The sequence below is a fragment of the Kitasatospora sp. NBC_00315 genome (assembly GCF_041435095.1).
GTDB lineage: Bacteria > Actinomycetota > Actinomycetes > Streptomycetales > Streptomycetaceae > Kitasatospora.
On the sequence record NZ_CP108025.1, the window covers coordinates 7,163,829 to 7,177,552 of the forward strand.

At 72.4% G+C, this 13,724-nt stretch carries 11 protein-coding genes; 6 read left to right on the plus strand and 5 right to left on the minus strand.

The features are described 5' to 3' along the window. Window positions 1-490: 490 nt before the first annotated feature. From OG823_RS30135 to OG823_RS30155, 5 genes are all read left to right on the plus strand, one after another. On the plus strand, window positions 491-1,153 hold the full coding sequence (locus OG823_RS30135) for a carboxymuconolactone decarboxylase family protein (protein ID WP_371483255.1): 663 nt from the start codon (window positions 491-493) through the stop codon (window positions 1,151-1,153). Next, window positions 1,153-2,028 (plus strand): SDR family NAD(P)-dependent oxidoreductase, encoded by an 876-nt coding sequence (locus tag OG823_RS30140; RefSeq protein ID WP_371483256.1) that lies wholly within the window; start codon window positions 1,153-1,155, stop codon window positions 2,026-2,028. The genes OG823_RS30135 and OG823_RS30140 overlap by 1 nt, the downstream gene beginning before the upstream one ends. Window positions 2,029-2,047: 19 nt before the next feature. After that, window positions 2,048-2,836 (plus strand): SAM-dependent methyltransferase, encoded by a 789-nt coding sequence (locus OG823_RS30145; RefSeq protein ID WP_371483257.1) that lies wholly within the window; start codon window positions 2,048-2,050, stop codon window positions 2,834-2,836. A gap of 35 nt (window positions 2,837-2,871) precedes the next feature. Beyond that, a complete protein-coding gene (locus tag OG823_RS30150) occupies window positions 2,872-3,942 on the plus strand; it encodes a carboxymuconolactone decarboxylase family protein (RefSeq protein WP_371483258.1) in 1,071 nt (356 codons plus the stop codon). Between the two features lie 69 nt (window positions 3,943-4,011). After that, window positions 4,012-4,776, plus strand: a complete 765-nt coding sequence (locus OG823_RS30155; RefSeq protein ID WP_371483259.1) for a helix-turn-helix transcriptional regulator — start codon at window positions 4,012-4,014, stop codon at window positions 4,774-4,776. 332 nt (window positions 4,777-5,108) lie between these two features. Here the strand turns inward: OG823_RS30155 and OG823_RS30160 are convergent, their stop codons facing one another. The 3 genes from OG823_RS30160 to OG823_RS30170 form a co-directional block, all read right to left on the minus strand. After that, the gene (locus OG823_RS30160) at window positions 5,109-5,930 is read right to left on the minus strand and encodes an SAM-dependent methyltransferase (RefSeq protein ID WP_371483260.1); all 822 of its coding nucleotides are present in this window, start codon (window positions 5,928-5,930) and stop codon (window positions 5,109-5,111) included. A 421-nt stretch (window positions 5,931-6,351) separates the two neighbouring features. Continuing rightward, the gene (locus OG823_RS30165; protein WP_371483261.1) at window positions 6,352-7,614 is read right to left on the minus strand and encodes a hypothetical protein; all 1,263 of its coding nucleotides are present in this window, start codon (window positions 7,612-7,614) and stop codon (window positions 6,352-6,354) included. After that, a complete protein-coding gene (locus OG823_RS30170) occupies window positions 7,607-9,148 on the minus strand; it encodes an alkaline phosphatase (protein WP_371483262.1) in 1,542 nt (513 codons plus the stop codon). The genes OG823_RS30165 and OG823_RS30170 overlap by 8 nt, the downstream gene beginning before the upstream one ends. A gap of 241 nt (window positions 9,149-9,389) precedes the next feature. Here OG823_RS30170 and OG823_RS30175 point away from each other — a divergent pair, with 241 nt between their 5' ends. Continuing rightward, complete coding sequence (locus tag OG823_RS30175) at window positions 9,390-10,874, plus strand: oxidoreductase (protein ID WP_371483264.1); 1,485 nt, start codon at window positions 9,390-9,392, stop codon at window positions 10,872-10,874. 106 nt (window positions 10,875-10,980) lie between these two features. Here the strand turns inward: OG823_RS30175 and OG823_RS30180 are convergent, their stop codons facing one another. Both OG823_RS30180 and OG823_RS30185 read right to left on the minus strand, forming a co-directional pair. After that, entirely contained in the window at window positions 10,981-12,003 is a 1,023-nt protein-coding gene (locus tag OG823_RS30180) for an LLM class F420-dependent oxidoreductase (protein WP_371483265.1), read from the minus strand. A 58-nt stretch (window positions 12,004-12,061) separates the two neighbouring features. After that, a complete protein-coding gene (locus tag OG823_RS30185) occupies window positions 12,062-13,693 on the minus strand; it encodes an ABC transporter substrate-binding protein (protein ID WP_371483266.1) in 1,632 nt (543 codons plus the stop codon). Window positions 13,694-13,724 lie beyond the last annotated feature (31 nt).

A 13,724-nucleotide genomic window follows, 5' to 3' on the forward strand; every position in this document is an offset into this window, starting at 1 on the left:
TGGCGCGCCGCCCCGGTTGTCCGCATGCTCACCGATGCCCCGTCCGACGTGTGCGGCGCCGCGCCGGGTGTGCCGTCCGGGTGGTGGGGCGGGTGCGGTGTGCGCGGCTTCGCGCGGCGGCGATTCCTTCCGTCCGTCCGCCGGGTCTGTATCCGTGAGTGCCGACCGTTCGCACGCCAGGGAGGAGTACGGACACGGGTGGGGACGGCCTCCGCTCGCGCCCGACCGCGTCGTGGGAGCGTCGCGGCCGCGGTGGCCGGGGCGGTGGCCGGGGAGGGACCCGCGCGGCCGGGACCCGGAACGCCGCGGCACGGTCGCCTCGGCGGGGTGGGCGGGCGCCTTGCCGGTGCCTGTCTCCGACCTGCGCCGATTGCTGATGATGCGTCAGGTATTCGTCGAGAGAGGGCAATTTAAAAGACAAATGCGCTGCGTGCCCCTGACAGCATCGGACTGCTCGTGAATGTCCGCGCATCGAGAAGGAGCAACGTTCATGGGAGAACAGCAGGTTCCGGCGGCTCGTGTTCCGATGGTCGAGGAGTCCGAGGCGACCGGCAGGACCGCCGAACTCTACGATCTGATCAAGACGAGGACCGGCCTTCCCTTCGTGCCCGATATGTTTCGACTGGTTTCCAGCCGGCCCGATCTGATGGAAGTACTCATCACCGGCTACACCGGGGTCTTCAGCGACGGCGTGCTGCCGCGGGCCACCCGGGAGATGATCTCGGCCTGGAGTTCGAAGGTGAACGGCTGCCCGTACTGCGTCGGCACCCACAACTGGTTCCTCTCGCAGTTCGGCGGCAGCGAGGAGCTGACCCAGGCCATCGCGACCTCCGACAAGCCCGGTGACCTGCCGCTGGACGAGCGGACGGTGGCCCTGATGGAGCTCGTCACCCAGGTCTGCACCGGCGCGTACCGGGTCACCGACGAGGAGTGGGACCGGGTTGCCGGGTTCGGCTGGACCAACGAGGAGATGCTGGAGGCGGTCTTCACGGCGGGGCTCTTCGCCTTCATCAACCGCCTGGTGGACGGCTTCGGCCTCGGCTCCTCGGTCACCCGCAGCCGGATCTCGCGCCAGTCCGACGCAGCCGCCGACGCCGACGCCGACGCCGACGCAGCCGCGGATGCGACCCCCGACCCCGACACGGCCGCCTGATGGCGCCCTCCCGGGCGGTCCTGCTGACCGGCGCCTCCTCGGGAACCGGGATGTCCTCCGGTACCGGGCGTGCGGCCGCGCTCCGCCTGCACCGGGCGGGCTGGCCGGTGTACGCGACCGGGCGCAACACCGAGGCGCTGGCCGACCTGGCGGCCGAGGGGATCCGGGTGCTCCACCTGGACGTGACCGACGAGCAGTCCATGACCGACGCGGTCGACAAGATCACCGCCGAGCACGGAGCGGTCGGCACGCTGATCAACAACGCGGCCTACAGCCTGAACGGGACCATCGGCGAGACGCCGATCGAGGAGGTGCGGCGGCAGTTCGAGACCAACGTCTTCGGTCTCTCCCGGCTCACCCAGCTCGTCCTCCCCGGGATGCGCGAGCAGGGCGCCGGCCGGGTGGTCATCATGTCCTCGATCTTCGGGCAGTTCGCGACCCCGGGCCGGGGCTACTACCAGGCCACCAAGCACGCCCTGGAGGCGATCGGGGACTCGCTCCGGCACGAGGTCGCCGGGTTCGGCATCAAGGTGGTGCTGATCGAGCCCTCGCCGGTGCTCGGCGGCTTCGTCCCGACGAGCGTCGCCGACCTCGGGATGTCCGGGCAGGAGCAGAACGGCCTGTACGACGAGTTCTGGAAGTACTTCGTCGACTGGCACGGCGCCTACCGCGAGACCGACCGCCCCACCGGCCGGGGCCGGATGGCAGTCCGCGCCGAGGACGTGGCCAAGGTCATCGAGCGGGCGGTGGCCAGCGAGAACCCCCGGATCCGCTACCGCCTGGGAGTGCCGTCCCGGCTGCTGCCCCGGATGCGATGGACCCTCGGCGACCGGCTCTTCGAGAAGTTCGTACGCGCCTTCTTCCCCATCCCCTGAGACCCTTCGAAGGAACGGTGTGACCGAGCACGACGAAACCCCCAGCCTGGCGCGGGCCATGGACTACCTCCTGGGCGGCAGGGCCAACAACCCCGCCGACCGGGAGGCGGCCGAACGAGCCTGCGCGGCCTGGCCGGCGGGTGATCTGAAGCAGGAACTGCGTTCCGCCCGCGAGGCGCTCGGCCACATGGTCCGGCAACTCGTGGGCGAGGCCGGTGTCCGGCAGCTGCTGCACATCGGCGCCGGCCTGCCGACCATGCACAACACCCACCACGTCGCCCAACAGATGGACCCGGACACCAGGGTGGTCTACGTGGGCCGCGACCCCGGCGTGGTGGAGCACGCGAGGCAACTGCTCCGGCAGGAGCCGCGGAGCCCCACCGTGTACGTCCGCGGTGAGGTGGACGATCCGGACCGCATCCTGCGGGACGCCTCGGCGATCCTCGACCTCACCCGCCCGGTCGGGGTGCTGCTGTTCGGCGCCCTGCACTTCGTGGACAGCAGGCAGGACCCGGCCGGTCTGGTCAACTCCCTCGTGGACGCGATGCCTTCGGGCAGCTGGGTGGCCTTCGGGCACCTCGCCACCCACGACCGGGAGGACCTGATGGACGCCGCCCTGGAGCGGATGGCCCCGGGCTGGCAGGAGCGGGTCGTCCGGCGCAGCCGCGCCGAGGCGACGGCCCTGCTGGAGGAGACGCTCGAACTGGTACCGCCGGGCGTGGTCGCCCTGCCGGAGTGGCGCGCGGAGCCGACGGCGGACCCACCGGGCGCGGCGGCCATGTGGTGCGCCGTGGCACGCAAGCCGTGAACGACCGTCGACCTCAACACATCCCGGGGGAATCCGTGCGCACCAAACTCGTCCGGTCCTCGCTCAGGGGGCTGTCGCTGGTCCAGGTCCGCCATGTCACCCCGGTCGGCTTCGACCTGGCCCGGGGCGGCGTGGCCCGGGTCTACCGCGAACTCGAACGGGACTTCGGCGTGCTGGCGCCGCCCATCGCGCTGCACTCGCCCGCGCCCGAGGTGCTGGCCGCCGGCTGGCTGATGCTCCGGGAGACCCTGATCGTCCCCTCGGGCGCCTCCCGGGCCGCGAAGGAGGCGGTCGCGTCCGCCGTCTCGGCGGCCAACACCTGTCCCTTCTGCGTCCGGATGCACTCGGCCATGCTGCACAGCCTGGTCCGGGGGCGGGACGCGGCGGCCATCGAGGAGGGACGGCTCGACGACGTACGCGACGGCGCGGTCCGGGCGGTGGCCGGGTGGAGCGCCCGGAGCGCCGTGCGCGACACCGCCCGCGGCAACCCGCAGCCCTTCCCGGCCGACCAGCTGCCCGAACTGCTGGGCGTGGCCGTGATCCTGCAGTACCTGAACCGGATGGTGAACGTCTTCCTGGGCGGCGTGCCGCTGCCGTCCGGAGCGCCGGAGTCCTCGTTGCGCCCCGTGCTGCGGGTGCTCATCTGGCTGCTCCGCTCGGCCGCGCGCTCCGAGCCGAGGGCGGGAACCTCACTGGACCTCCTGCCGGCCGCCCCGCTGCCCGGGGATCTCGCCTGGGCCGAGGGCGATCGTACGATCGCCACGGCGTTCGCCCGCGCCGCGGCCGCCGTCGAGCGGGCGGGGGAGAGGTCCGTCCCGGAGGGCGTACGGGCGCTGCTGGACGCGAGGCTGACGGAGTGGGACGGACGACCGCCGGGCATCAGCCGGGGCTGGGTGGAGGAGGCCGTGGCGCCTCTGCCGGCGCGACAGCGCCCGGCCGGCCGGCTGGCGCTGCTGACCGCACTCGCCTCCTACCAGGTGGACGACGCGACGGTGGCCGAGGCCCGCGCCCTGCTCCCGGACGACGGCGCCCTGGTGGAGCTGACGGCGTGGGCGAGCCTGTCGGCGGCCCGGCGGATCGGAGCGTGGACCCTGGAGGGTGCCTGAGCAGGCTCCGCAGCCGACGCTGTTCGTTCGCACGGATTCCTATGGATTCGCCCGAAATGGAGGGATGTCTTGCAAGCCGCAGTCGAGCGTGCCATCGCGACGATGTGGGACCGCTACGAGGAACCGCTCTCGTTGGACGACATCGCGGACACCGCGATCCTGAGCAAGTTCTACTTCTCCAGGGTATTCCGCGCCCTGACCGGCACCTCGCCCGGGCGCTTCCTGTCCGCCATCCGGCTGCACCAGGCCAAGAACCTGCTGCTCAGGACCTCCCTCAGCGTCACCGACATCTCCTACCAGGTCGGCTACAACAGCCTGGGCACCTTCACCAGCCGGTTCACCCGCAGTGTCGGGCTCTCGCCCGGCCGCTACCGCGCCCTCGCCCGGGTCGGGATGCCGCGGGCCTCCGACGCCTTCCCGGCCGCCCCCCGGCGCCCCTGCGCGGTGCGCGGCTTCGTCGCCGTCCCCGAGGTGGAGCTCGACACCCGGATCTACGTGGCGGCCTTCAGCGACCCGATCGTCCAGGGCGAGCCCGTGGCCTGCGACATCCTCGACGGGCCGGGGGAGTTCCGCCTGGCCGGGACGGCCGAGGGCACCTGGCACCTGCGCGCGGCGGTGGTCGCGGTGAGCGACGTGGACCCGCTGCCGTGGAACCGCCGGCCGCTGTTCATCGGGGCGAGCCAGCCGGTGACGGTGCGGGCGGGGCAGACGGTCGAGATCGACCTGCAGACCCGCGGGTTCTGTCCGTTCGACCTGCCGATCCTGCTCGCCCTGCCCGAGCTCGACTGCTGGCAGCTGCCCCAGCGAAGCCTGGCGGCCCGGACACTGGGCTGACCCGAGACCCTCGGCCCTGCGGTCGTCCGGGGTCCCCCCGGGTCTGTCCGGGTCCGTCCGGGTCTCTCCGGGTCGGTCCGGGGTCCCCCCGGGTCTGTCCGGGGTCCGTCCGGCGTCCGGGTGTCACGGCCGCGGGCGGCCGCTCTGTCGCTGCACCCCCGGTACGGCCGTCGGTCCCGCCCCGGATCCGCTCGGGGCACCCGCACACCGAACGACCCCGGCGAAGGTCGGGCCGGCCGCCCCGCCTCGGGGGAGCGGCCGGCCCGACCTTCTTCTGTTGTCAGGGCCGGCCGGGCACCGTCAGGGCCGTCCGGGCCCAGGACGCTCCGCGCTCAGACCACCCGGGCCGTCGCCCCGTAGCCGAGCACCCGGGACGAGGTCTGCGCATCGACGCAACTACCGGGGTCGGGGCGCCAGTCCGCCATCAGCGTGACGCCCGGCTCGACGAGTTCCATCCCCTCGAACCAGGACGCGATGACCTCGCGGTCGCGGACGTAGAGCTCCTGGCCGACCCCGACCCGGTACGCGTCGGTCATCCTGGCGACCTGGGTCCGGGTGGCCGCGTCGGCCAGGTCGTCCGAGAGGTGCGAGATGGACAGGTAGCTGCCCGGGGCGCAGGCGTCCCGGTAGGCGGCCACCACGGCGGCCGGATCGTCCTCGTCGTCGACGAACACGAGCAGGCCGCCCATGAGGATGCCGACCGGGCGGCTGAGGTCGATCAGCTCCCGCACCCGGGGGTGGGCCCAGACCTGCTCCGGCCGTCGGCCGTCGGCCTCGATCATGGCGGCGAGCGGCTCGTCGGCCAGGATCTCCTCCCCGTGCAGCACCGCCGACGGCTCGTGGTCGACGTACACCACCCGGGCCAGCGGGTTACGGGCGTGGGCGACCTCGTGGACGTTGTTGGCCGTGGGCAGGCCGGACCCCAGGTCGACGAACTGGTCCACCCCCTGATCGAGCAGGAAGCGCACCGAGCGGCGCAGCCAGTCCCGGTTGGCCCGGGCGAGGAGGTCGACACCGGGAAGCATCGTCCGGATCCGGTCGGCCTTCTCCCGGTCGATCGCGAAGTTGTAGAGCCCGCCCAGGTAGTAGTCGTAGATCCGTGCGATGTTGGCGACATCCACGTCGGCCACCGGACGCTCGGTGAATGTGGTCATGGGGACCCTTCGCCTCGCCGGCCGACCCGCCACAGCGGCGCGCCGTACCCAGCGGAGCATATCGCGATGATCTTTCAATCAGCCTGCAATCGACCGAGATTGATGCTCCGTCATCATGATTGAGTGCGAGCCCATTTCGGCGCGGGCGGATCGGGCCGGCGCGAGGAGAACTCGGCGGCGGTTGCCAGGCGGCGTCACGACCGCCTCGATCCTCATTCGGATCCGCCCCCTCGAAGACACTCCTCGGTCGGACCGGTCGCGCAGGAGTCGGCTCACGGACCGGACGCTCGATTCCGGGCCGCCCTGTGGAGGTGATCCGACAGAGGCGCCGGAGAGCCGCGCTCCCGCGCGGTTCCGGAGCCGCCCTGTCGGATCACCCCACCCGGGGCAGCCCGGCGGACGTTCACGGATCGAGAGGACGTCACCAGTCCGAGTTGGTCGCCCCCAGACTCAGCAGGACCTGGTCGAAGGTGTTGCCGTCGTTGTCATCGGTGTACGACGTCGTGAGTGCGCCGAACGGAGAGGAAGCCACCGCGGCCTGCTCCTGCCGACCGGTCGTGACCTGGCTGACGGACTGGGCCGGCAGCCGGCCGGCGAAGGTGCCGTCGGGGTTGAGGCCCCGGGCCCAGACCGCCGGATCGGTACCGGCGACGCTCCAGCCGACCACGGCGTCGCGCTGGTCGTCGATGCCGACGGTCGGGTTGCCGGCTCCGGCTCCGGCGGAGATCTCGACCTCGGCCGGGCCGGCGGTGCCGGTCGCGGTGAACGATCGGGCCCAGACGCCACGGGTGCCGGTGTGATCGGACTCCCAGGCTACGGCGAAGTCGCCGTTGAAGTCGGCGGCCACGGCCGGGCGCTGCTGCTGCCCGTCGCCGAAACTGTTGGCGCTGCGGCGGCTGAGCGCGACGGCCCCGTTCGCCTTGGCCAGCTTCACCAGACCGATCTGGTAGTAGCCGTTGTTGTCGGTGTCCTCGTCCCAGACGACGACGGCGTCGCCCGAGGCGGAGGTCGCGACGTCGGGGTTGTGGTGCGCGCCGCCGGTGGCGTTGACCGTCACCTCGTAGGCCTTCGTCGTGGTCCCGGTGAACCCGGCGGCCTTCACCGTCGCCGCCGCGGTGCCCTGGATGTCCTCCCACACCACGGAGAACGCGACCGCGGTGGTGCTGCCCGGCGCGCCGTCCGGATCGACCGCGACGCGCGGATGGATCTGCTGGCCGTCGGCGCTCGCGTTGGCCTGCCCGGAGCCGAGGACCGCACCGGCCGGCGACAGGACACGGTAGGCGATGTTGTAGAGCCCGTTGCCGTCCGGGTCCTCCGCCCACACGACGACGGCGTTGCCCCGGTCGTCGAGCGCCACGTCGGGCTGGAGATGCCGCCAGGCCACGCCCGCGGTCCCGCCGGCCGAGAGCTTCGTCTCGTAGGCCGAGACGCCGTTGCGGAACATCCGCACCCACACGTCGCTGTGCGCGTTGTCGCCCGGGTCGGTCGAGTCGCGGTCGTCCTCCCAGACCACCGCGACGTCGCCGAGGCGGTTGGCCGCGATCGAGGCGCAGTCCTGGTCACCGGTGGCGACGCTGTTCGCGGTCACCCAGGAGGAGGGCCCCGCAGCCGAGGCCGGGGCGACCATGGCGAGGACCGCGGCGAAACCGGCGACGGCTGCGCCGAGTACTGAGAGCTTACGCATCGGCCAACCCCGGCTGTCCGTCGTGGATGACAAAGGTCCGGGCGGTGGTCGCCGCCGCGCCGTGCTCGGTCACCGTCGCCACCGACCGGAAGTCGGCTGTGAGCTGCGACGGCGTGACGTGCGTGCGGACGTAGCCGCGCCGGTCGGAGTAGAAGCGCAGATGCGGGTTGAGCGATCCGTTGGGGATCGTGGTGGTGGCGCTTCCGTTGCCGCCGCTGGTGATGGAGGTGCAGACGAGCTCGGAGCCGATCGTCGCCGACGACGGATCGGCGTAGTCGGCCTTGAGGTTGTTGCCCCACGACGCGTGCACATCACCGGTGAGGACGACCGGGTTGCGTACGGCCCGGTCGATGATGCCCTGCTGGATCCGCGCCCGGCCGGCCCGGTACCCGTCCCAGGCGTCCATGTTCATCGCGCCGGCCGAGTTCACGTTGCGGGCGAAGAAGACCTGCTGGCCGATGAGGTCCCAGGTGCTCAAGTGCTGGCCGAGGCCGTCGAGCAGCCATGCCTCCTGGGCCGAGCCGGTGATCGAACGGCCGGCCAGATCGGCGTCGGCGCAGACCTTCGTCCCGTCGCCGCAGGCCTGGTCGTCGCGGAACTGGCGGGTGTCGAGCATGTGGAACGTGGCGAGGGTGCCCCAGCGGACCCGGCGGTAGAGCTGGATGCTGTTGCCGGAGGGCGTGGCGGCGGCCCGCAGCGGCATGTTCTCGAAGTAGGCCTGGTACGCGGCGGTGCGTCGCGCGGTCCACTGGGCCGCCGTCAGCGAAGGGCTGTTGTCGGCGCGGACCATGTCGGCGTAGTTGTTCTCCACCTCGTGGTCGTCCGGTACCACCAGCCACGGCGCGATCGCGTGCGCGGCCTGCAGGTCCGGATCGGTGCGGTAGAGCGCGTAGCGGCGGCGGTAGTCGGCCAGCGACACGATCTCGCTGCCGAGGTGCTGGCGCACCGCGCCGGAGGTGGCGCCGCCCTCGTAGATGTAGTCGCCCAGGTGCAGGATCAGGTCGGGGCGGTCGTCGGCCATGCGGCGGTAGGCGGTGAAGTAGCCCTGCTCGTAGTGGGAGCACGAGGCGAAGGCCATCGTGAAGTCACGCCCGACCGCGGTCGGCGCCGGCGCGGTGCGGGTCCGGCCCGCCGGGGAGATGAATCCCTGGGCCCGGAACCGGTAGTAGTACTCCGAGTCCGGGGCGAGCCCACCGGCCAGCGCGTGCACCGAGTGGGCCTGGGCGTAACGGGCGGTGATCGTCCCGGAGCTGACCAGGGTGGTGAAGTTCTGGTCGGTCGACACCTGCCAGTCGACGGCGACGTCGGCGTTGGGCATGCCGCCCTGACCGTCCGCGTTGGTCGGTGCGGGGGCCAGACGCGTCCAGAGCACCACGCTGCTGTCGTCGGGTTCCCCGGAGGCGACGCCGAGCGTGAAGGGGAAGGGAGTGGAGGCGGCGGCCGACGGTTGGGCCGTCGCCCCGAGTTGGAGCGAGGCGGCGCCTGCGGTGGTGAGCCCGCCTAGGATGAAGATGCGGCGACTGAGGTTGCTCATGGGCGCCCATGGTCGCGGACCCAGGTGAACTCCCGCCCTTGCGATGGGGACCGTCAAGTGACGCTCAAGCGGCGCGAGTTGGTGAGCGTTACTACGGTGACCCTCTTCCGTCGGGTGCCGTCGAGGAGCTCGACCGAACCGCGGGCACGACCGCTGAACCCCGGCCCGGATGACGCCCTGTCACCGCGCACCCGTGCGTTCGCTAAGGTGCATCGGGGCGCGGCTAGGTGGGGAGACGACGGTGCTGGCGGACGAGGACCTGAACGAGGGGGAGCGGCTGGTCCGGGACGCGTTCCCGGTCGGGGCGACGGTCGACCTCGGTGACCGGGCGGAGCCGGAGCGGACGGTGCGGGCCGGTGTGCTCAGGGCGCTGCTGCTCGGCGGCCGGGAGGGCGGGGCGGCGACGGGCGGAGCGCTGCGGCTGGTCGGGGCCCGGATCTCCGGGCAACTGGACCTGGCCGGGGCCAGGGTGGAGCACGAACTGCTCCTGCAGCGCTGCGAGCTGGAGCAGCAGGTGCTGTTGCGCGGAGCCTCGCTGCGCTCCACCGGCTTCCTCGGCTGCCGGATACCCGGGCTGGACGGCTGGCTGGTCACGGTGGACGGCAACCTGTTCTTCGAGGACTCGGTGATCGACGGCCGGCTCACCCTCACCCGCGCCCATGTGATAGGTGAACTTCGCCTGAGCGGCGTGCGGTTGACCGCGACCGAGCTGCTCGGGCCCGACCCGGCGGACCCGGACCGGGCGGCCGCGACCTGGGCCCTGTGGGCGGGCGGGCTGGAGCTCGACGGCGGGTGCTTCGCCCGGCACGGTTTCACCGTCCGGGGCGGGCTGCGCCTGGTCGGGGCCAAGTTCAACGGCGGTCTCTTCATGGAGGGCGCCCTGATCGACAACACCGGCGGCGACGCGCTGAGCGGCGACGACCTGACCGCCTCGACGATGGTGCTGTCCGACGGCTTCACCGCGCGCGGCGCGATCCGGCTGCCGGGCGCCACCGTCCGCAGCCGGTTCTCACTCGCGGGAGCCGTCCTGGACGGCGACGAGACCGCCCTCGACGGCAGCCGGCTGACGGCCGGTGAACTCAGGCTCACCCCCGCCTCGGTGCCGAAGGGCATGGTCGATCTGCACGAGGCCCAGGTCGCCGTCCTGCACGACAACGAGCTGAGCTGGCCGTCCGACAGCCGGCTCGACGGCCTGGTGTACAACTCGCTGCAGAGCGACGCCCCCGGACCGGGGTCGACCACCCGGCGACTGGGCTGGCTGCAGGCACTGCCCGGCTACTCGCCGCAGCCGTACGAGCAGCTGGCCTCCTGGTACCGAAAGACCGGTGACGACGAGGCGGCCCGGCGGGTGCTGCTGGCCAAGCAGCGCCGCAGACGGGGGACCCTGAGCCCGCTCGGACGGGCCTGGGGCCGACTGCTGGACGCCACCGTCGGGTACGGCTACCGCCCATGGCAGGCCGGGATCTGGCTGCTCGGGCTGACCGTCCTCGGCACCACCGTGTTCAGCGCGGGCTCACCCGCCGCCGTGCAGTCAGGGCAGAGCGCCCCCTTCAGCCCGCTGATCTACACCCTGGACCTGCTGCTCCCGGTCGGGGGCTTCGGGCAGCGCACCGCCTGGTACTGGACGGGGCTGCACCAGTGGCTGGGCTACGGCCTGATCGCGGCGGGCTGGGTGCTCACCACGGCCCTGCTCGCCGGAATGAGCAGGTCGCTCAACCGTCAGTAGCGCGCCCGGCCCGCCCGGCTCTCCCGGGCGGGCCGGTCCTCGCGTCGGCCGTCACGGTGTCACGAGGACCGGGCCCGCACGGGCGCTCCCGCCGGCGCGGGAGTGCTCAGCGGGCCCCGGCGGGGCCGAGGCGGGCCAGGGTGTCCAGCAGTCGGGCCCGGTCGGCCACCACCTCGGGCGGCAGCGACACGTACAGCTGGATCGTGGTGACGCCGGGGCGGTGGTACCGCAGGATCCGCTCGCGGCACTCCTCCGGGGAGCCGCTGACGAACAGCCCGTCGACCACCTCGTCCGGCAGAGCCCGCCGGGCGCCCTCCTGGTCGCCGGCCGCCCAGCGCTCGTGTGTGCCGGCGAGCAGGTCGCCGTGGCCGAGCCACTCGTGGAACTTCCGGTACGGCTCCCGGTTGAGGATCCAGGCGAGGAAGGGCCGGGTGGCGCGGCGCGCGTGGTCGATGTCCTCGGTGGGGCAGACGAAGACCTTGACGACCAGTTCCTTGCCGGGCGGCTGCGGGCCGACGGCGTCCAGCACCTTGGGCACGTCCTCGGGGAAGAGCAGGTTGGTGATGGCGCCGTCCCCCTCGGTGAAGCCGAGCCGGAGCATGCCCGGGCGCAGTGCGCCGAGGATCACCTTGACCGGCTCGGCCGGCGGGTGCGGCAGCTGGAAACCGGCGATCGAGAAGGTGTCGAAGTCCCCCGCGACGTGTTCGCCGCGCAGCGCCCGGGTGACGAACCGCAGTACGTCCCGGGTGCGTTTGAACGGCTCGTCGAACGGGATGCCGTTGAGGTCGGTGACATGCGCCGGGACGGACGCGCCGATGCCCAGCAGCAGCCGTCCGGGAGCGAGTTGGGCGAGGGTCGCGGCGGTCTGGGCGAGCACCGCCGGGCCCCGGGTGTGCACCGGGACGATACCGGTGCCGATCCGCAGGCCAGGCGACCACGCGGCGGTGGCGGCCAGTGGGGTGAAGGCGTCGGTGCCGCCGCCCTCCGCACTCCAGACGTCGGTGTAGCCGAGGTCGGGGAGCCGTTCGACGAGGAAGCGGTGCCGGTCGAGGGCCAGTCCGGGCAACGGGAGCGTGACGCCCCACTTGGGCGGTGCGGCGTGGGCGAGCGGTTGGTACGGGGCGGTCATGGGAGTGGCCGTCCTTCCTGTGCTGCGGCGGAGTCCGGGGGAGGGTGGGCGCCGACGGCTAGCGGCGGACCCACACGCCGGTCAGGTCGAGGAACCAGGACTGCGGCTGGACGAGCCCCTGGACCTTCGGCGACAGGGCCCGCGGGTTACGGTCGTTGAGCACGAACAGCCAGGGCGCGTCCTGCGTCACCAGCGAGAGCGCCGTGCGGTAGTCGGCGGTTCGCCTCGCCCGGTCGGGCGACGCGGAGGCGGACGCCAGCAGGGCGTCCACCCGCGCGTTGCCGTAGTGCCCCGTCCAGAACGGGCTCCCGGAGCCGATGAACAGCGGCAGCAGCGCCTCGGACTGGAACAGCGTGGTGGACTGCGCGATGGCGTCGGAGCCGAGCGCGACCTGCCCCTTGGCCTCGGCGCCGATCAGCGTCGTCCAGTCGGTGGTGCGCAGTTCGACCTTGATGCCGACCGCGGCCAGATCCCGCTGGATCGCCTCGGCGATCGGGACGGGCAGCAGATTGCCGGAACCCCCGGTGGGGACGGTCACCGAGGTGGAGAAGCCATCCGGAACACCCGCGGCGGCGAGCAACTGCCGTGCCTTCGCCGGGTCGTAGGAGTAGACGTCGCCCGCCGGGTCGTAGGCCGCGGTGGCCCTGGGGGCCGCCTGGTAGGCGGGGTCCGCGGTGCCCTGGAGCAGCTTGTCGGCGATCGCCGTGCGGTCGATCGCGTAGTTCGCGGCCTGCCGGACCCGCGGGTCGCGCCAGGGCCCCTCGGCGGTGTCCAGGATCCAGTACCAGAGGTGGTCGTAGCTGTTGGTCGCGATGGTGGCGCCGTCGCCCTTCAGCGCCTGGATGTCGTCGGGGTTGGGGTACTCGATCCAGTTGACGCCGCCGGAGCGGAGCGCGGCGGTGCGGGCGGCGGCGTCCGGAAGGGACTTGACGATCAGCCGGTCGAGCTTGGGCGCGCCGCGCCAGTAGTTCCGATTGGCGGTGAGCTCGATCTGCTGGCCCTCGGTCTGCGAGACGAACGAGAACGGGCCGGTGCCGACCGGGTGCTGGGAGAAGTTCGCGGAGCCGGCCTTCCTGACCGCCGAGGGACTGGCGATCAGGACGTGTGCCAGGTCCTCGGGGAAGTGCCCGTTCGGGTCCTTGGTGACGAGCTCGACGTGGTCGGCGTCGGTTTTGCGGTAGGAGACGATGTCGCCGGCGTACTCCTTGGCGGCGGCGCCGAGCGCGTCGGTGTACTCGGGGCTGTTCCTGTCGAGGTAGCGGTCCAGGTTGAAGACCACCGCGTCGGCGTCGAACGCCGTGCCGTCCTGGAACTTCACCCCCTGGCGCAGCTGGAACGTCCAGGTCCTCGCGTCGGCGGCGACCTGCCAGGACTCCGCGAGGGCGCCGGTGACGACCGGCGGCCGGTCGGTGTCCTTCAGCAACTCGTAACGGGTCAGGCCCTCGTAGATCTGGAAGCTCACCAGACGCTTGCCCTCGAATCCGGCCCCGCCGATCACGGTGTCCGTGTTGGGGAGTTTGCCGGTGGCCCCGACAACCAGCGTGCCGCCGCGGTCCGTACCGCCGGCCGCGTCTCCCGCGCCGGGCGCACCACCGCCGGACGCGCAGCCGGTGGCCGCCAGCAGCAGGGCTGCGGCGGCCGGCAGGGCGGCGGCTCTGGAACGGGCGGCGCGGAGCGGTCGGTGCGTCATGGTGTGTCCTCGTTCGGGTCGGGTCGGGTCG